17 protein-coding genes are annotated in these 18,331 nt (G+C 68.1%); 7 read left to right on the plus strand and 10 right to left on the minus strand.

Annotated features, from left to right (window positions below; genetic code table 11):
* The first annotated feature begins 7 nt into the window (after positions 1-7).
* Positions 8-1,009: a polyprenyl synthetase family protein gene (locus D6860_RS20210; protein WP_076623283.1), complete on the plus strand. Its 1,002-nt coding sequence runs from the start codon at positions 8-10 to the stop codon at positions 1,007-1,009.
* Here the strand turns inward: D6860_RS20210 and D6860_RS20215 are convergent.
* Complete coding sequence (locus tag D6860_RS20215) at positions 1,003-1,905, minus strand: 4-(cytidine 5'-diphospho)-2-C-methyl-D-erythritol kinase (protein ID WP_076623282.1); 903 nt, start codon at positions 1,903-1,905, stop codon at positions 1,003-1,005. The genes D6860_RS20210 and D6860_RS20215 overlap by 7 nt on opposite strands.
* Positions 1,895-3,622, minus strand: a complete 1,728-nt coding sequence (locus D6860_RS20220) for a tetratricopeptide repeat protein (protein ID WP_076623281.1) — start codon at positions 3,620-3,622, stop codon at positions 1,895-1,897. Before D6860_RS20220 ends, D6860_RS20215 begins: the two co-directional genes overlap by 11 nt.
* A gap of 198 nt (positions 3,623-3,820) precedes the next feature.
* On the opposite strand from D6860_RS20220, the gene D6860_RS20225 reads away from it, so the two are divergent.
* A complete protein-coding gene (locus tag D6860_RS20225; RefSeq protein WP_076623280.1) occupies positions 3,821-6,319 on the plus strand; it encodes a cation:proton antiporter in 2,499 nt (832 codons plus the stop codon).
* A 46-nt stretch (positions 6,320-6,365) separates the two neighbouring features.
* Here the strand turns inward: D6860_RS20225 and D6860_RS20230 are convergent, their stop codons facing one another.
* From D6860_RS20230 to D6860_RS20255, 6 genes are all read right to left on the minus strand, one after another.
* Positions 6,366-6,656 carry a 4a-hydroxytetrahydrobiopterin dehydratase gene (locus D6860_RS20230; protein WP_076623279.1) on the minus strand — a complete coding sequence of 97 codons (291 nt, stop codon included), beginning with the start codon at positions 6,654-6,656 and terminating at the stop codon, positions 6,366-6,368.
* On the minus strand, positions 6,653-7,852 hold the full coding sequence (locus tag D6860_RS20235; protein ID WP_076623278.1) for a GNAT family N-acetyltransferase: 1,200 nt from the start codon (positions 7,850-7,852) through the stop codon (positions 6,653-6,655). The genes D6860_RS20230 and D6860_RS20235 overlap by 4 nt, the downstream gene beginning before the upstream one ends.
* A 47-nt stretch (positions 7,853-7,899) precedes the next feature.
* Entirely contained in the window at positions 7,900-8,655 is a 756-nt protein-coding gene (locus D6860_RS20240; RefSeq protein WP_076623277.1) for a glycerophosphodiester phosphodiesterase family protein, read from the minus strand.
* Positions 8,655-9,116, minus strand: coding sequence for a RidA family protein (locus D6860_RS20245; RefSeq protein ID WP_017469177.1), 462 nt, complete (start codon positions 9,114-9,116; stop codon positions 8,655-8,657). The genes D6860_RS20240 and D6860_RS20245 overlap by 1 nt, the downstream gene beginning before the upstream one ends.
* Before the next feature lie 76 nt (positions 9,117-9,192).
* Positions 9,193-10,500, minus strand: a complete 1,308-nt coding sequence (locus D6860_RS20250) for an HlyD family type I secretion periplasmic adaptor subunit (RefSeq protein ID WP_076623276.1) — start codon at positions 10,498-10,500, stop codon at positions 9,193-9,195.
* On the minus strand, positions 10,497-12,227 hold the full coding sequence (locus tag D6860_RS20255) for a type I secretion system permease/ATPase (protein WP_076623275.1): 1,731 nt from the start codon (positions 12,225-12,227) through the stop codon (positions 10,497-10,499). The genes D6860_RS20250 and D6860_RS20255 overlap by 4 nt, the downstream gene beginning before the upstream one ends.
* A 163-nt stretch (positions 12,228-12,390) precedes the next feature.
* On the opposite strand from D6860_RS20255, the gene D6860_RS20260 reads away from it, so the two are divergent.
* Both D6860_RS20260 and D6860_RS20265 read left to right on the plus strand, forming a co-directional pair.
* Positions 12,391-13,170, plus strand: a complete 780-nt coding sequence (locus tag D6860_RS20260) for an MlaA family lipoprotein (protein ID WP_017469345.1) — start codon at positions 12,391-12,393, stop codon at positions 13,168-13,170.
* The gene (locus D6860_RS20265; protein WP_076623274.1) at positions 13,170-13,772 is read left to right on the plus strand and encodes an MlaC/ttg2D family ABC transporter substrate-binding protein; all 603 of its coding nucleotides are present in this window, start codon (positions 13,170-13,172) and stop codon (positions 13,770-13,772) included. Before D6860_RS20260 ends, D6860_RS20265 begins: the two co-directional genes overlap by 1 nt.
* 30 nt (positions 13,773-13,802) lie before the next feature.
* Here D6860_RS20265 and D6860_RS20270 read toward each other — a convergent pair whose 3' ends face one another.
* The gene (locus tag D6860_RS20270; RefSeq protein ID WP_076623273.1) at positions 13,803-14,291 is read right to left on the minus strand and encodes a peroxiredoxin; all 489 of its coding nucleotides are present in this window, start codon (positions 14,289-14,291) and stop codon (positions 13,803-13,805) included.
* 88 nt (positions 14,292-14,379) lie between these two features.
* Between D6860_RS20270 and D6860_RS20275 the strand changes: the two genes are divergently transcribed.
* The 3 genes from D6860_RS20275 (at position 14,380) to D6860_RS20285 (ending at position 17,196) form a co-directional block, all read left to right on the plus strand.
* Complete coding sequence (locus tag D6860_RS20275; protein ID WP_076623272.1) at positions 14,380-15,588, plus strand: NAD(P)/FAD-dependent oxidoreductase; 1,209 nt, start codon at positions 14,380-14,382, stop codon at positions 15,586-15,588.
* A gap of 4 nt (positions 15,589-15,592) precedes the next feature.
* Entirely contained in the window at positions 15,593-16,150 is a 558-nt protein-coding gene (gene rsmD / locus D6860_RS20280; RefSeq protein ID WP_076623271.1) for a 16S rRNA (guanine(966)-N(2))-methyltransferase RsmD, read from the plus strand.
* A 77-nt stretch (positions 16,151-16,227) separates the two neighbouring features.
* On the plus strand, positions 16,228-17,196 hold the full coding sequence (locus tag D6860_RS20285) for an MBL fold metallo-hydrolase (RefSeq protein WP_076623270.1): 969 nt from the start codon (positions 16,228-16,230) through the stop codon (positions 17,194-17,196).
* A gap of 254 nt (positions 17,197-17,450) precedes the next feature.
* Here D6860_RS20285 and map read toward each other — a convergent pair whose 3' ends face one another.
* Positions 17,451-18,305, minus strand: a complete 855-nt coding sequence (gene map / locus D6860_RS20290; RefSeq protein WP_076623269.1) for a type I methionyl aminopeptidase — start codon at positions 18,303-18,305, stop codon at positions 17,451-17,453.
* Positions 18,306-18,331: the final 26 nt, after the last annotated feature.

Genomic DNA, 18,331 nt, shown 5'->3' on the forward strand with positions numbered 1-18,331 from the left:
GGGTTTGATGGGTCTGGATACGCCGAAAGAAAAGCCGCACGACCGGCTGGCCACGCTGCTCTCCGAGGACATGGGGCGCGTCAATGCCCTGATCCGGGAACGGATGGCGTCGAAACATGCGCCGCGCATTCCCGAGGTCACGGCGCATCTTGTCGAGGCCGGCGGCAAGCGCCTGCGCCCGCTGCTCACGCTCGCCTCGGCGCGCATGTGCGGCTACGACGGGCCGTTCCACGTTCACCTTGCTGCAACCGTCGAGTTCATCCACACCGCGACGCTGCTGCACGACGATGTCGTCGACGAAAGCAGCCAACGGCGCGGCCGGCCCACGGCAAACCTGCTGTGGGACAACAAGTCGAGCGTGCTGGTGGGCGACTACCTCTTCGCGCGCTCCTTCCAGCTGATGGTCGAGCCGGGCAACCTGCGCGTGCTCGACATCCTGTCGAACGCCGCCGCCACCATCGCCGAGGGCGAAGTGCTGCAGCTCACCGCCGCGCAGGACCTGAAGACCGACGAGGATATCTACCTGCAGGTGGTGCGCGGCAAGACCGCGGCGCTGTTCTCGGCCGCGACCGAGGTCGGCGGCGTCATCGCCGAGGTGGATGAAGAGCAGATCAAGGCGCTGTTCGACTACGGCGACGCGCTCGGCATCGCCTTCCAGATTGCCGATGACCTGCTCGACTATCGGGGCGACAGCGCGGCGACCGGCAAGAACGTCGGCGACGATTTCCGTGAGCGCAAGCTGACGCTGCCGGTGATCAAGGCCATCGCGGCGGCCGACGAAGACGAGCGCGCCTTCTGGAAGCGCACCATCGAGAAGGGTGACCAGCAGGATGGCGATCTCGAGCACGCGCTGGCGCTGCTCGACCGCCATGGGGCGCTCGAGGCGACCCGCGACGACGCGCTCGCATGGGCGGAGAAGGCCAAGACGGCGCTTGGCAGCCTGCCGCAATCTGAACTGCGCGACGTGCTGATCGAGCTGGCGAATTTCGTGGTGGCGCGGCTCTACTGAGCCCGCGCCTCTTCGCTTTCGCAGAGCCGCGGCATCGCGGCGCCCGACTGATCTCCGAGAACGCCCGAGGCGACCCACCACGCCGGGTTGGCCTTAGCGATCGCCCGTGACGCCGCGCGGGCGTCGTCCTCCGAGGTGAAGAGCCCGAAACAGGTCGCACCCGATCCCGACATCCGTGAGAGTCCACAGCCGGCCTGCGCGGACAGCGCATCGAGAACGGCGGAGATCACGGGCTCGACCGCGCGCGCCGGCGCCTCGAGGTCGTTCCGCGTGCCGCGCAGGAACGCGATCAGCGCGTCGGCGTCGGGAAGTGCGGGCAGCACCTCCGGCAAGGCGGTGTTCTCGCGCCTGGTCATCGCCTTGAATACCGCAGGGGTCGAAACCGGTCGACGCGGGTTCACCAGCACCGCCGGAATATCCGGCAGCGCAACCGGCTCCAGTCCCTCGCCAATACCGCGCACCCGCAGCGGTTTCGAGGCGAGGCACATGGGCACATCCGCCCCGAGCCCGAGAATGCCGTCGGCATGTGCCCGCAGCAGGGCGTCCGCGTCCAGTGCCGGTGCCGCCATGCCCCGCAGCGCCGCCGCCGCATCCGCCGAGCCGCCGCCGATGCCCGACGCCGCCGGCAACCGCTTGTCGAGCACCATCCGCGCACCACGGCGGCCCGCCAGCAGCGCCGCGGCCTTCATCGCGAGGTTCGTCATATCGGTGGGAACGCCCGCCGCTTCCGGCCCCTCGACCGTCAGCGACAGCGTTTCGGCGTCCGAGATCGTCAGCCAGTCGCCGACCGGCGCGAAGCTCACCAGCGTATCGAGCAGGTGATAGCCGTCGTCGCGCCGTCCGGTGACATGCAGGGCCAGATTGATCTTCGCCGGGGCGAAAACCTTACTCGCCATTGGCCACCGTCAGCGGCGGCTTGCCTTCCTCGGCAAGCACCTGATCGAGCCCGACCTCCAGCTTCTTGCGGATGCGCTCGGGGTCGACCTCGTCCGAGGCGTCTTCCCAGTCGATGAAGCTCAGCGCCCGCTTCCACTGGAACTCGGCCTCGAGCTCGCGGCCGACGGCCCAGTACACATCGCCGAGGTGATCGTTGACCACCGGGTCCACCGGCATCAGCTCGGCGGCACGCTCCATGTGCTCGACGGCTTCCTCGTAGCGACCGAGGCGGTAGAGCGCCCAGCCAAGGCTGTCGACGATGTAGCCGCTCTGCGGCTGCGACGCGACGGCCCGCTCGATCATGTTGAGCGCTTCGTCGAGGTTCACCTCGTGCTCGACCATCGAGTAGCCGAGGTAGTTCAGCACCTGCGGCTGGCCCGGATTGATGTCGAGCGCGGCGCGGAAATCCTCTTCGGCGTCTTCCCAGCGACCGAGCCGCTCCTTGCTGATACCCCGTGCGTAGTAAAGGAACCACTGGCCCGGGTTGTCCTCGTCGAAGCTCTCGATGGCCACGTCATAGGCGCGGATCGCCTCGTCGTAGCGCTCGAGCTGACGCATCATGTCGCCCAGCGCCGATTGCACCGCGGCTTCCGCGCCCTGGTCGCTGCTCGCGAGCTGCTCGAGCACCTCGACCGCGGCATCCACCTTGCCCTGCGCGCGAAGCGCCTCGGCCCGGCCGAGCTCGGCCGCGTAGTAGGAATCGTCTTCGCGGGTGACCTTCTTGTAGGCGGCGACCGCGAGGTCGTACTGCCCGAGATTCTCCAGCAGGCTCGCCGACATCAGGATCGCGCCGGAATGATCCGGGCGCAGGTGCTGGGCAATCCGCGCGTAAAGCAGCGTGAAATCGTCGTTCGCCTCGTTCGAGAGCGCGCCGGCAAGCGTGTAGAATACCTCGGCGATGCCGTCCTTGGCCGAGTTGACGTAGGTGAAGGGCAGCGTCTCGCCTTCGACAAGCGCCTGCCGCATCGCCGCGAGCCCCGGGTCCATCGGCGGCGGGAAGCCCTCGTCGATCATCGCCACGGCCTCGTCCTGCCGGCCGAGCTGGCTGAGGATCTCGGACCGCGCCATCACCGCGCGCCGGGTGAACTGCAGGCTGCCGGCCTTGCGCTCGGCAAAGATCTCCTCGGCGCCCTCGAAGTCACCGACCGAGGCCAGCGCCATCGCCTTGTGGTAATGGGCGAACCCCGCGAGGCCCTTTTCCTCGGCCACCTTGTCGAAGGCGGCGGAGGCCGCAGTCATGTCGCCGCGTCCGAGCTCGGCCCACGCGCCGACCAGCCCGTCGACCAGCGGTCCGGCGGCGGTCTTTTCCTCGATCCTCGAAAGCAGTGTCTCGTAGTCCTCGCGGCCGGCGAGATCCGCGATCTGTGCCATCTGGCCCACCTGGCTCTTGAAGCCCTGCTCGGACAGCCGGTCTGCCAGTTCGGTGGCATGTTCGACATCGCCCATCGCCAGGTTGGCAAGCGTCGCACGCTCGAGCAGCGCGGCGTTGCCGGGGTCATAGCCGACCGCGCGCCCGTAATACTCGGCCGCTGCCTTGAAATCGCCGAGGAAACTGGCCTGCCGACCGGCAAGATAGTCCCCGGCGAGGCTTGCCGCCGGGACAGGCGCGCCCGTCGCCGCCGCGAGTGTCAGCGCGATTGCCGTGTTGCGAAGAAACCCGAAGGCCTTGCCTGCCATGCCTGTGTCTCCTTTTCAGGGTTCCCGAACCCTAGCCCGCGACAGGCGGCCACGCAATGCGGCGGCGCTTCACGGCACCGTCAGAGACACCCCGTTCCGCCCGGCTGCCCGGCATTCGCGCGCACACCGGCATTTCCCCGCCCGCCGGTGCAAAAGCAGGCTTTTGCAACCGCATGATTTGCCTCTATCTGCTTGCCCATGGACATCGTTCTGATCACCACGCTCATCGCGTCGCTCTTCGTCATCATCGGCATGGCCGAGCCGCTCGCCGCAAGGCTCTCGCTGCCCTACAGCGTGATCCTCGCTGTGCTCGGCTGCCTGATCGGCCTTGCCGCGATCTTCTTCCTGCGCACGACTCTCACCGACGCGCTGAACCCGGTGGCCGAGGCGATCATCAACCTGCCGATCCGGTCGAACGTGTTCCTCTACGTGTTCCTGCCCACGCTGCTGTTCCAGGCGACGCTGGGGGTCGACGTGCGCCGGATGCTCGACGACTGGGTGCCGATCCTCGTACTGGCGGTGATCGCCGTGTTCGTCGCGACGCTCGGGGTGGGGCTGGCGCTCAGCTGGGTGTCGTCCCTGCCGCTGGTGGCCTGCCTGCTCATCGGCGCCATCGTCTCGACCACGGACCCCTCGGCGGTGATCTCGATCTTCCGGTCGCTGTCGGCGCCGCGGCGCCTCGCGCGGATCATCGAGGGCGAAAGCCTGCTCAACGACGCCGCCGCCATCGCGCTCTTCGGGTTCTTCATGGGCTTCGTGATGATGGGCCTGCCGGACCCGACGCTGCAGGACGCGCTCACGCGCTTTCCCATGCTGATCATCGGCGGCGTGCTCACGGGCTGGATCGTCGCGCGGGTGATGATCCGCTTCATGGGGCTGTTCTGGCGCTACGAGCTGGCGCAGCAGTCTCTGTCGGTCGCCCTGCCCTATCTCGCCTACATCCTTGCCGAGCAGACCATCGGCGCCTCAGGCGTGATCGCGGTCGTGGCCGCCGGGCTCACGCTAAACATCGTCGGGCCGGGGCGCCTGCCGCCGGAAGCGTGGACCAACATGCGCGAGGTCTGGGAACTGCTCGCACATTGGGCCGGGGCGCTCATCTTCATTCTCGCCGCCCTGCTGATCCCCCGGATGCTCGAGGAATTCCGGCTGAGCGACGCCGGGCTGGTGCTCGTGGTGGTGCTGTCGGCCATCGTCGCCCGCGCGGTGATCCTGTGGGGCGTGCTGCCGCTGCTCACGCGGCTGCGCATGTCTCCGGCGGTCGAGCGGCCCTACCGCGTGGCGATCCTCTGGGGTGGCCTGCGGGGCGCGGTCACGCTGGCGCTGGCGCTGGCGGTCACGGAAAGCTTCCGCGTGCCGGTCGAGGTCAAGCGGCTGGTCGGCATCCTCGCCACCGGCTTCACGCTGTTCACCCTGATCGTGCAGGGCACCACCCTGCGCTGGGTGATCCGCAAGCTGGGGCTCGACCAGCTTTCGGCGCTCGATCAGGCGCTGTCGCGGCAGGTCGTCGCCGTCTCGCTGCAGACGGTGCGCGAGGACGTGTCGCGCACCACGACCAACTACGAGCTCGACCGCCAGATCGTCCGCAGCGAGGCCAAGCTCTTCGGCGACCGGCTGGAGTCCGCCGTGCGCGCCGCCGAGGAAGACACCGCCGTGCTCGACAAGGACCGCGTGACGCTGGGGCTGATCGCGCTGGCCGGCGCCGAGCGCGACACGATCATTGCCCGGGTGCGGGATCACTCGATCTCGTCCCGCCTGTCCGAGACCCTGATTTCCGACGCCGACCGGCTGATCGAAGCAACGCGTTCGAGCGGGCGCGCGGGCTACCGCCACGCCTCACGCCGGATCGTGGCCTACGGGCGCACCTTCCGCTTCGCCGCCCTGCTGCACAACCGCTTCGGGCTGTCGTCGCCGCTGGCAAGCCTCACGGCGGACCGCTTCGAGCTGCTGCTGTCGCAGAAGCTGATCCTGCGCGACCTCGACGGGTTCATCCACGGCCGCATCCGGCGGATTCACGGGCGCCGCGTGTCGGACCTGCTCAACGAGTTGCTGACCCGCCGGGTCGAGATGGTGGATACCGCGCTCGACGGGCTGCGGCTGCAGTATCCCGGCTATGCCGAGATGCTCGAGCGGCAGTTCATCCGCCGCACCCAGCTGCGGCTGGAGGAACGCGAATACAACGCCATGCGCGCAGACGGGTTGATCGGGGACGAGCTGCACACCGCCCTGATGCAGGACATCACCGCCCGCCGTGCGCAAAGCGAGGCGCGGCCCCGGCTCGACGTCGCGCTGCAACGGACCGAGCTGGTGCGCCAGTTCCCGCTCTTCACCGACCTCGACGAGGCGGCGGCCAAACGGCTCGCGCGCGGCCTTTCGACCCGCTACGTCAACGCGGGCGAGGTGATTCTGAGCGAGGGAGAAGTGGCCCGCAGCGTCTATTTCATCTCCACCGGCGCGATCGAGTTGGAGCGCGCGGGGCAAACGTGGCGGCTGGGGCGTGGCGAGATGTTCGGACAGCTCGCGATCCTGACCCGCAAGCCGCGCCGGTTCGAGGCCCGTGTCATCGTGCCCACGACGCTGCTGTCGCTCGACGAAGCGCGGTTCCGCCGCCTGCTCAAGCGCAGTGAGCGGCTGCGCGAGGCGGTGCGCGCCAGCGCCGAAAAGCGCGGCATGGACCCCTCGACGATCCTGCCGGGCTGATGGTCCGCCCGGCAGGACATTCAGTCAACTCGCCGTCAGGCCGCGCTCAAAGCGCGTCGAACTTCCGCGCGAGCTTCGCGTCGAGCGACGACAGGCCGCCCACGTCATGCGTCGAAAGCGTGACCTCGACGGTGTTGTAGACGTTGAACCACTCGGGGTGGTGGTCCCATTTCTCGGCCCACATCGCGGCGCGGGTCATCCACGAGAACGCCTCGGTGAAATCCTCGAACTTGAAGGTCTTCTTGATGGCGTCGCGGCCCTCGGTCATCTCCCAGCCGTTCGCCAGGAGCGGCGCCAGAACGGTCTCGCGGCCGGTGTCTGAGAGTTTCTCGGTCATTGCTGCTCTTCCCTTTCTTCCTTTCGGAACGGCCCGTAGGCGGTGAGGATCTCGATCTCCTCGCCCATCGCCTGCCGTTCCTCCTCCAGATAGCGCGCCACGGCCTCGGAAAACCCCCGGTCGGCCATCCAGTGCAGACTGTGGGTCTCGGCCGGCAGGTAGCCGCGCGCCAGCTTGTGTTCCCCCTGCGCGCCCGCTTCCACCCGGTCAAGCCCGTGCGCGATGGCATAGTCGATGGCCTGATAGTAGCACGCTTCGAAATGCAGGCAGGGGTGATCCTCGACGCAGCCCCAGTATCGGCCATAGAGCGCATCACGGCCGATGAAGTTCAACGCGCCCGCCACATCCATGCCGTCGCGCTCGCAGATCACCAGCGCGATGTCGTCGCGCAGGGTTTCATGCGCGATCTCGAAGAAGGCCCGGGTGAGATAGGGCGTGCCCCACTTGCGGGCGCCGGTGTCCTGGTAGAAATGCCAGAAGCTGTCCCAGTGCTCGGCCGTGATCTCGTCCCCGGTGAGCGTGCGGATGGTGCCGCCGAAGTCCTGCGCGGTGCGCCGTTCCTTACGGATGTTCTTGCGCTTGCGCGAACTGAGCCCCGCGAGGAACTCGTCGAAATCCGCGTAGCCGCGGTTTTCCCAGTGAAACTGCTGCGTGACCCGGCGCAGAAGCCCCATTCGTTCGCCGGCGATGGCCTCGGCCTCGGTGCAGAAGGTGACATGCAGCGAGCTCAGCTCGTTCTCGGCACCGAACTGCACCGCCCCCTGCACGAGCGCTGCGAGGCCGGTGCCCTCGTGACCCGGCTTCGTCAGGAAGCGCCGCCCTGTCACCGGCGTGAAGGGCACCGCGACCTGCAGCTTGGGATAGTAGTCGCCGCCCGCGCGCTCGTAGGCATGGGCCCAGGAATGGTCGAAGATGTATTCGCCCTGGCTGTGGCCCTTGGCGTAGAGCGGCGCCACGGCGATCACCTCGCCCCCGAGCTCGGCGGCAAGGTAGCGCGGCTCCCAGCCGGTGCCGCGCCCGACCGAGCCTGACTCTTCGAGCGCGTGAAGAAAGCGCCAGGTGGTGAAGGGATCGAAGGGGCGCCCGCCGTCCGCGGTCTCGGGGCACCCGCAGGCGTCCCAGTCCTCGGGGGCGATCTGGTCCAGAGACGTCAGGACGTTTACGGCGACGGTCGCGCCGGGATCTTGGTCTGTCATGCGTGGTTTCCCTGCCTGTCCCTAATCTGGCCTGCAGGTGCCCCGGTTCAAGCCGGGTATCCCTCGAACGTGATGTTGTGCGCCACGCGGCGGGCCTGCGTCTCGTCCTCGGGGGCGCGCACGGTCCAGCACAGCACCGGCACGCCCGCGGCGCGCAGCTCGGCCACCCGCGGGCTGTCGAGATCGCGCCAGTTGTGGCTGATGAAGCTCGCGCCGCAGCGGTCGAAATCCGGGATACCGCGCAGGCTGTCACGCGTGGCGGCCGGCAGTCCCGGATAATGTTCGGCGCGGTAATCGCAGGTGGTCAGCCCGCGCGGTATCTCCGGCAGGAGCCGGGCAAGCGCCGCCACCGAGTGCGGGTTGAAGGACATGAGCGCAACCGGCCCCTGGTATCCCGTGAGGGCGCGCGCGGCGGCGGCTTCGAGGGCGCCGACGTCGGGGCCCATGGAACCGTCCTGATCCTTGACCTCGATGAGCAGCGGCACCCGCCCGTCGACCAGCGCCAGCACCTCGGCAAGCGTCGGGATGCCGGACTGGCCGTGACGCAGCGGCAGCGCCCCGAGCGCGGCGGCGTCATGGCCGCAGACCGGGCCGTCCTGAACCGTCAGCCGCGCGAGGTCGTAGTCGTGAAAGACCATCGCCTCGCCGTCGGACGACGGCTGCAGGTCGATCTCGATGCCGTAGCCGGCGTCGATGGCGGCGCGGATCGCCTCGACCGAGTTCTCGGGCCGCCCCTGCGCGATGTCGTGCAGGGCGCGGTGGGCGATGGGCCGGTCGAGGAAGGCCGCGGGCAGCTCGGGCATCAGGCGATCTCGAAGATGCCTTCGATCTCGACCGCGACGCCCATCGGAAGCGAGGCCGCCGAAACCGCCGAGCGCGAATGCCGGCCGGCGTCGCCAAGGACCTCGACGAGCAGATCGGAGGCGCCGTTCACAACCTTGGGCTGGTCGGTGAAGTCGAGCGTGGAGTTGACGAAGCCGGTCAGCTTCACCACCCGCTTGAGCTTCGACAGGTCACCGCCACAGGCCGCTTTCGCCTGCGCGAGAAGACCCAGCGCACAGGTCTTCGCGGCCTCGGCCCCTGCGGCGACATCCATGTCCGCGCCGAGCTTGCCGAGGATGAGCCCGTCGGGGCCCTGGCTGATCTGCCCCGAGACGAAGACGAGGTCGCCGCTCTTGACGAAGGGCACGTAGTTGGCGGCGGGCGCGGGCGCGTCGGGCAGCGTCAGGCCAAGCTCGGACAGGCGGGCGTCGATATCGGTCATGGGAACCTCCGGATGTGAGTCGGCGCGAGGCTATCCGCCCCGCGCCGCAATGGAAAGAACCCTGCGAACCCGCCGCTCAGCTTTCGCGAAAGGCCTTCCGGAAGTAGTCGGTGAACGGCTTCATCAGGTAGCTGAACGGCGTCCGGTCGGCGGTGCGCAGGAACGCCTCGACCGGCATCCCGGGGATCAGCACCGCGCCCTCGGGCAGCTTCGCGGTCTCGCCCTCGTTCAGCACGATCTCTGCGCGGTAGAAGCTCACCGAGGTGTTCTCGTCGGTAAAGGCGTCGGCCGAAATCTGCGTGACCGTCCCGAACAGCTCGGGCGTGACGCGCTGGTCGAGCGAGGCGAACCGCAGGGCGACCTCCTGCCCGACGTGGGTCTGGTCGATGTGGATCGGCTCGACCTGCACGCTGATGACCAGCGGCCGGTCCTGCGGCACGAGGTAAAGCACCGGCTCGGCGGCCCGGATCACCGAGCGCGGCGCGAAGACGCTGAGCCCGTAGACCACCCCCGAGACCGGCGCGGTGATCTCGAGCCGCTTGAGCCGCTCCAGCAGCGCCTGCCGCTGCTCGGCAAGCTCGCGGGTGCGATACTGCATGTCGCGCAGGGTCGTGATCGCCTCTTCGCGGCGCGTGGTCCCGAGCTTTAGGATCTGGATGTCGATCTCGGTGATCTGTCCCTCGGCCTGCGCCTTGCTGGCGACCAGTTCCCCGCGCTGCCCGGCGAGGCGCGACGCCTCACGCTGGAGCGCCAGGACCCGGCTTGCCTGCGCCAATCCGCGGTCGAGCAGGGTCTGCTGGTCGGCCAGTTCCTCCTCGATCAGCGAAAGCTGCTCGCCCATCGCCGAGATCTGCGCATCGACCCCGTCGATCTGGTTGCCGATCTGCTCGCTGCGCTTGTTCAGCTGCTCGATCTCGCGGGCCATGGAATCGCGGCGGGCGAAGAACAGGTTGCGCTGACCGGTCACCAGTTCGGCGACCTCTTCATCGGTCTCGGCCTTGGCCAGAACCTCGTCGGAAAAGACGATCTCGTCCTCGCCGTCGCGCTCGGCGATCAACCGGCCGCGCCGCGCCAGGAGTTCGAAATACTGGTCCTCGACGATCTTCAGCTCGGATCGCACGAGGGTCGGATCGAGCTTGATCAGAACCGCGTCCTCTTCCACGAAGTCGCCCTCGTCTACGAGGATCTCGGCAACAATGCCGCCGTCGGCGTGCTGCACCACCTGCCGGTTCTGGTCGACCTGGATCTGACCGCCAGCGATGATGGCGCCCGAGATCTGCGTCGTCGCGCCCCATGTCCCGAAGCCCACGACCAGCAGCACCAACGCCACGAGGCCGAAGAGCATCGGCGTGCGCAACGGGAAGGTCTTTTCGGAATCGCTCATCTCACGCCTCCCGGCCCGGCGTTGCGGGCGATCTGATCGTGGTTCTTGACCCGCGAGCGCAGAACCTCGTCCTTGGGGCCAAAGGCCGCGCGGGCGCCGTTCTCGAGCATCAGAAGCATGTCGCATTCACGGATGGCCGCGGGGCGGTGCGCCATGATGATGACCGACTTGCCCTCGGCCTTCATCCGGCGGATCGCCTCGTTCACCGCTTCCGACCCCTCGTTGTCGAGGTTCGAGTTGGGCTCGTCGAGCACCAGGATGACCGGGTCGCCGTACATCGCCCGAGCGAGGCCGATCCGCTGCATCTGGCCGCCGGACAGCCGCCCGCCGGCAGCTGTGACACGGGTGTTGTAGCCGTCGGGCAGCTTCAGGATCATCTCGTGCGCGTCGGCCTTGCGTGCCGCCTCGACGATGGCCTGCGAATCCGGCGCCTCGGACAGCCGCGCGATGTTCTCGGCAATGCTGCCGTCGAACAGCGTCACGCGCTGCGGCAGGTAGCCGATGTGCTTGCCGAGATCCTGCCCGTATTGATCGAGTGTCGCCCCGTCGAGACGGATCTTGCCCCCCGCCGGACGCCAGACCCCGGTGAGCGCACGCGCCAGCGTGGACTTGCCCGCGCCCGACGGACCGATCACGCCCAGCGCCTGCCCCGGCATCAGGTTGAAGCTGACGAGACGCAGCGAGGCCTGATGCTCGCCCGGCGGCACGATGGTGGCCTGCGTGACCTCGAGCAGCGCCTTGGGCTTGGGCAGCGGCAGGCGCGGCTCTTCGGGCGGCACCTCGGACAGCAGCTGCGCGAGGTTGTCCCAGCCGGTGCGGGCACGGGTCACCATGGGCCATTGGCCGATGGCAAGCTCGATGGGCGCGAGCGCGCGGCCCATGAGGATCGAACCGGCGATCATCGCGCCGGGCGTCAGCTGGTTCTGCAGCACGAGATAGGCGCCGAGCCCCAGCATCGCGGACTGCAGGAACAGCCGGAAGGTCTTGGTGATGACGGTGAAGGTGCCGATCACGTCGGCCGACCCGATGGTGCCCTTGAGCGCCGCCGCGCGGGCCTTGTACCAGCGCCGGAATGCGGCATCGCGCATCCCCAGCGACTGCACCATCTCGGCCTCGTTGCGGATCTGCTCCGACGTGTGCTCGGCCTGCATGACGGCGCGGTTCGATTTCAGCGTGGGCTTGCGGCTGAGCAGCTGGTTCAGCCCGGTGACCGCCACGAGGATCAGCCCGCCAGTCAGCGCGAGCACGCCAAGCCAGGGGTGGAACACGAAGATCCCGGCGATGAAGAAGGGCGTCCACGGGATGTCGAAGAAGGCCATGAGCACCGGCGAGGACATCAGCCGCTGCACCGACTCGAGATCCTTGAGACCGGTCGCGGCAAGCTCGTCGGGTTTCACAGCCGAGCGGCGCATCACCGCCTCGAAGACGCGCACGTCCATCGCCGCCTGGAACCGGGCGGCGACCCGCGCCATCACCCGGCCACGGGCATAGTCGAGAATGCCCATCATGCCGTAGAGGAAGACCACCAGCACCGAGAGCGCCAGCAGTGTCGCCTCGGACCGCGAGCCGAGCACGCGGTCGTAGATCTGCAGCATGTAGAGCGGCCCTGTGAGCATCAGCAGGTTCACGAAGAAACTGAAGATCGCCACGAACCAGAAATAGGGTCGGCTTTGCCGACGTGCTGCCCGCAACTCGTCGCGTCCAGGCTCCTTGGAACGGTTTTGCATGCCTCTACGGGCCCTCCCTCGTCTCCCGGCTCCCTGCAAAGGTGCAGGGGGACCCTCAAATATCGCAAAAATCAAATCGTGTCTTCGTGCCCGGCTCCGGAGAGTTGTTTCCACGGATGCAGGCTGCAATATGGCCTTTCTATACCATGACAGGGAATTTCCAATGTCTTTTGAGCCGAAGCGCCACCGAGGTCCGGAATACCGTACCGGAATTTCCCTGATCGTCGGTCTCGCGCTGTCGGCCTGCACCGTTCCCGGCCCCGGAGAGGCGGTCGATGGAGTCTACGACCCCTACGAGGGCGCCAACCGGCGGGTGCATGCCTTCAACAAGTCCGTCGACAGCGCCCTTTCCGGCGGCGACGGACCCGACATGGCCGCCGCCATTCCCGCGCCCGTCGCGACCGGAGTCGCGAATGTCGCCGACACCCTGTCGCTGCCCCAGACGGTGATGAACCAGCTTCTGCAGGCCCGCCTTGGCAGTGCCGCGCGGAATACGCTGCGCTTCGGCGTCAACGCCACCGTGGGGCTTGTCGGCCTCTTCGACGTCGCGGCGGGGATGGGCCTGCCGGAAGACGACAGCGACTTCGGTGAGACGCTCTACGTCTGGGGCTTCCCCGAAGGCGCCTACATGGAGCTGCCGATCCTCGGCCCCTCGACCGAGCGCGAGGCCACCGGCAAGTTCGTGGATTTCTTCACCAACCCGCTCGGGCAGCTGCTCGATCCGCCCGAGCGCTATTACGCGACCGGCGTGAAGGTCGCCGACAAGGTGCTGGACCGCGCCAAGTACGGCGACACCATCGACGAGCTGCTCTACGACAGCGCCGACAGCTACGCGCAACTGCGGATGATCTGGCTGCAGAACCGGCGCTTCGAGCTGGGAGATGAAAGCACCGGGGGCGCGGCCTATATCGACCCCGAAGCACTGGACACGGAGGGTTTCTGATGACGCTGCAATTTCTTTCCCGGCGCGGGATGCTTGGCGGGCTCTGCGCCTCGGGGCTGCTCGCGGCGCTGCCGGGCGCAGCGCTTTCGGCCACCGCCGCGCAGGCGGAAAACCTCGTGCGCGGGCTGGTCGACGACGTCAACGCGGTCATCAACTCGGGCAAGTCCGAAGGCGCGATGTATGGCGATTTCGAGCGGATCTTCCGCACCTATGGCGACATGCCCTATGTCGCGGCCTATGCGCTTGGCGTGGAAGCCCGGCGCGCGACCCCGGCCCAGAAAAAGGCGTTCTCGGCTGCCTTCGCGACCTACGTGTCGCGCAAGTACGGCCGGCGCTTCCAGAAGTTCGTGGGCGGCAAGATCGAGGTGAACGGCGCAAGGAAGATCAAGAACGCCTACCAGGTCTCGACCACCGCCTACCTGCGCGGGGAATCGCCCTTCGAAGTGACCTTCTTCGTCGGCGAGAAATCGGGGCGGTTCTACAACATGTACATCGAGGGCGTGAACATGCTGCTGACCGAGCGCACCGAGATCGGCGCGATGCTCGACAGGCGGCGCGGCGACATAGATGCAATGATCGCCGACCTGAAGCGCGCCGGCTGACCGGCGCGCTCCCGTGGCCCGAAACGGGCCTTACATGGCGGCGAGGAGCCCCTCGCCCGCCGAGATCTCGCATTCACCCGGGCTCGACTCGGCGTGGATCAGCGTGACGGTGCCGTTCTCGACGACCATCGCGTAGCGCTTCGAGCGCGCGATCAGCCCCGCCGGCGGCGCCGTGAAGTCCATCCCGATGGCCGAGGTAAAGGCGCTCTCGGGATCTCCCAGCATGGTGATCCCGGCCTCGGACGCGCCCGTCGACTCGCCCCAGGCCTTCAGCACGAAGGGGTCGTTGACCGACAGGCAGATGATCTCGTGCACGCCCTTTTCGACGAACTGGCCCTTCGTCCGCATGAAGCTCGGCACGTGGGCCGAGTGGCAGGTGGGGGTGAAGGCGCCGGGCACGGCAAAGATCACCACCTTGCGCCCCTCGAGCTTGTCCTGAAGTGCGACCTGCTCGGGGCCGTTCTCGCCGAATTGAACCAGCGTGGCGCCGGGCAGCTTGTCACCTGCGGAAATAGACATTTTCACGCGTCTCCCTGAATTGCGTTCCTGTCGTGCCGGGATATAGGCTGCGCGCCGACGAGGCCAACGGAAAAGCGGAGGAGCAGAGATGGGCAACGTGGTGGTGATCGGTGGCGGACAGGCGGGCGCGTCGCTCGTGGCACGCCTGCGTGGCAAGGGCTTCGAGGGCGGGATCACGATGATCGGTGCCGAGCCGGTGCCGCCCTACCAGCGCCCGCCGCTGTCCAAGGCCTACCTGCTGGGCGACATGGAGGAAGACCGCCTCTTCCTGCGCCCCCGGGCCTTCTACGACGACCAGGACATCGAGCTGATCCTCGGCACGCCGGTCACCGCGGTCGACACCGAGTCGCAGACCATCATCGCCGACGGGCGCAAGATCCCCTACGACGATCTCGTGTTCTGCACCGGTTCGGCGCCGCGTCGGCTGCCCGCCGCGATCGGCGGCGATCTCGGCGGCGTCTTCGCGGTGCGCGGCATCGCCGACGTGGACGCCATGCGCCCCCGCTTCACCGAGGGCGCCCGCCTGCTGATCGTCGGCGGCGGCTACATCGGCCTCGAGGCGGCGGCGGTGGCGTCCAAGCTGGGCCTGAAGGTCACGCTTGTCGAAATGGCCGAACGCATCCTGCAGCGCGTCGCGGCCCCCGAGACCGCCGACTACTTCCGCGACCTGCACACCCGCCACGGCGTCGACATCCGCGAGGGCGTCGGGCTCGGCGCGCTCACCGGCACCGATGGCCAGGTCAGTGCCGCCGAGCTCACCGACGGCAGCACGCTCGACGTGGATTTCGTCATCGCCGGGGTCGGCATCCTGCCCGAGATCGAGCTGGCCGAGGCCGCCGGCCTCGCCATCGAGAACGGCATCCGCACCGACCGGACCGGACGCACCTCGGCACCCAACGTCTGGGCGGCGGGCGACTGCGCCTCCTTTCCCTACCGCGGCGCGCAGCTGCGGCTTGAAAGCGTCGGCAACGCCATCGACCAGGCCGAGGCGGTCGCCGACAACATCATGGGCGCAGGCCGCGCCTACGAGGCGAAGCCATGGTTCTGGTCCGACCAGTACGACGTGAAACTGCAGATCGCCGGGCTGAACACCGGCTACGACCGCGTGGTGGTGCGCGGCGGCGGCGACGCGGTCTCGCACTGGTATTTCGCGGGCCAGACACTGGTGGCACTCGACGCGATGAACGACCCGCGCGCCTACATGGTCGGCAAGCGCCTGATCGAGGCCGGGAGATCCCCCGCCCCCGAGGCCGTCGCCGATCCCGACAGCGACCTCAAGGCGCTGCTGAAGGCATGACCGCATGAGGATCATCGCCGGAGACTGGCGCGGCCGCCCGCTCACCGCCGTGGGCAAGGGCGACCCGCGCGCCCACCTGCGTCCGACGACCGACCGGGTGCGCGAAAGCCTGTTCAACATGCTCGGCGGCGGCCGCTTCGGCGACCCGTTCGACGGCGCGCGGGTGCTCGACCTCTTCGCCGGCACCGGCGCGCTGGGGCTCGAGGCACTGTCGCGCGGCGCCGCACATTGCACCTTCGTCGACGATGGACGCAAGGCGCTGTCGCTCCTGCGTGGCAACATCCGCCTACTGGACTGCGCCGACCGCACCCGCGTCATCACGCGCGACGCCACCCGGCTGCCGGACACCGACACTCCCTGCGACCTCGTTTTCCTCGACCCGCCCTACGGCAAGCACCTTGGCGACAAGGCCCTCACCGCCGCCCGCGCCGCCGGCTGGATCGCCCCCGGCGCCCTCGTCGTCTGGGAGGAAAGCACCCCGCAGGAGGCACCCACGGGCTTCGCCCCGCTCGACCAGCGGCGCTACGGCGACACCCATGCGACAGTGCTGCGCGCCGACTGACCCCTTCCCTCTGGCAATCGCCCCGCCCTCCGCTATCTTATTCGCATCTATCTATGCGTTAACGAGGGAGGCAGCGCATGACGATCTTCAGACCCACCCGCCGGGACATCCTCGCGATGGCCGCCGCGGCACCGGCGCTCACCCTGCCCGCGGTGGGCCGCGCCGAGCTCGGCGCGCCGGCCGACGGCAACCCCGCACATTTCGCCTTCACGCTGGGCGAGGCGAAGATCAAGGTGATCTCGGACGGGTCGCTGCAGCTCCCGGCGGACGGGCTCGGCGTCAACGCCGACCCCGCCGAGGTGAAGGCCTTTCTCGAACGCCACTTCCTGTCGCCCGAAACCAACTACTCCCACACCAATCACCTGCTCGTCGAACTGGGCGACACGAAGCTGCTGGTCGATGTCGGCTCCGGCAACCGCTTCTTCGACACCGCCGGCCGGCTGATGAGCAACCTCGAGGCCGCCGGAGAGGATCCCGCCTCGATCACCCATATCTTCATCACACACGCCCACCCCGACCACATCTGGGGCATTCGCGACGATTTCGACGAGGCCATCCTGCCCGACGCCGCCTATTTCCTTGGCCGCAGGGAACACGACTACTGGATGCAGGACGGGCTCGCGTCACAGGTGCCGCAGGAGCTGCAGCAATTCGTGGTCGGCGCGCAGAACTCGATCAACGTCGACGGCGCCGACTGGACCCTCGTGGACGACGGCACCGAGCTCGCCCCGGGCATACGCCTCATCGACACGCCCGGCCATACGCCCGGCCACATGAGCCTCGTCATCGAGTCCGGCGGCCAGCAGCTTCTGGTCACCGGCGACGCCATGAGCCACGCCTACATGAACTTCGCCCACCCCGACTGGTTCAACGGCTTCGACATGGACGGCGACCAGACCGTGGCGACCCGCAGACGCCTGCTCGACATGGCCGCCACCGACCGAATGGCGGTGCTCGGCTACCACTTCCCGTTCCCCGGCGTGGGCCATGTCCTGCAGGACGGCGACACCTACCGCTTCGTCCCAGCCCTCTGGAAATGGAGCTGACCCAGGGCACCCGGAGCAAAGCACCACGCGCCACGCCCGGTCTTCTTCTCTTTCCCAAATACCCTCGGGGGTGAATGCGGCGCAGCCGCAGAGGGGGCAGAGCCCCCTGCACCCGCGCAACCAAGCACCTCCAGCGACGCAGAGCGAGGCAACCGCACACAGGCGGGGGTCCGGGGGCCACGCCCCCGGGGCCTGCGTGGCCCGAACGCGGGACCGACCGGCGCGCCACAAGGCGCACCGATGGCGTGACGGGATCAGTCGAAGCCGGGGAAGAACATGTCACCGGGCGAAAGGGTGAAGATCTCCACCCCGTCCGAGGTCACCCCGACCGAATGCTCGAACTGCGCAGAAAGCGACTTGTCGCGGGTGATCGCGGTCCACTCGTCCTTGAGCACCTTGGTCTCCGGGCGGCCTAGGTTCACCATCGGCTCGATGGTGAAGAACATCCCCTCCTCGAGCCGCGGACCGCTGCCGGCGCGGCCGTAGTGCAGCACGTTGGGCGGCGCGTGGAACACCCGCCCCAGCCCGTGACCGCAGAAGTCGCGCACCACCGACATGCGATGGCCCTCGACGAAGGTCTGGATCGCATGGCCGATGTCGCCGAACGTGTTGCCGGGCTTCACCTGCTCGATGCCGATCATCAGCGCGTCGTGGGTGACCTCGATCAGACGCTTCGAGTAGGGCTTCGGCTCGCCGGCCACGAACATGCGGCTGGTATCGCCGTACCAGCCGTCGACGATCACGGTGACGTCGATGTTCAGGATGTCGCCGTCGTAAAGCGCATCGTCCGAGCGCCCGTGGCTGTCGTTCTTCCACTTCGGGATCTTGCTGCCCGGAATGCCGTGGCAGACCACGTGGTTCACCGAGATGCAGCTGGCGTGCTGGTATCCCTTGTAGCCGATCGTGGCCGAGGTCGAACCGGACTCGTCGACGGCGGCGCGGATGATCTCCTCGAGCCGTCCCGTGGTCTGGCCCGGCCGGATGTGGGGGGCCACGTCGTCGAGGATCTTCGCCGCGACCGCGCCGGCCTTGTGCATGCCGGCGAAATCTTCGGTGTCGTGGATGCGGATGCCGTCCCGGGTGAGGCGGCCGCCGGTGTCATGTCTCAAGGCTGCGCGCTCCGTCCTGCGTGATT

The sequence above is a fragment of the Salipiger sp. D13 genome (assembly GCF_003703915.1).
Lineage (GTDB): Bacteria > Pseudomonadota > Alphaproteobacteria > Rhodobacterales > Rhodobacteraceae > Salipiger > Salipiger profundus.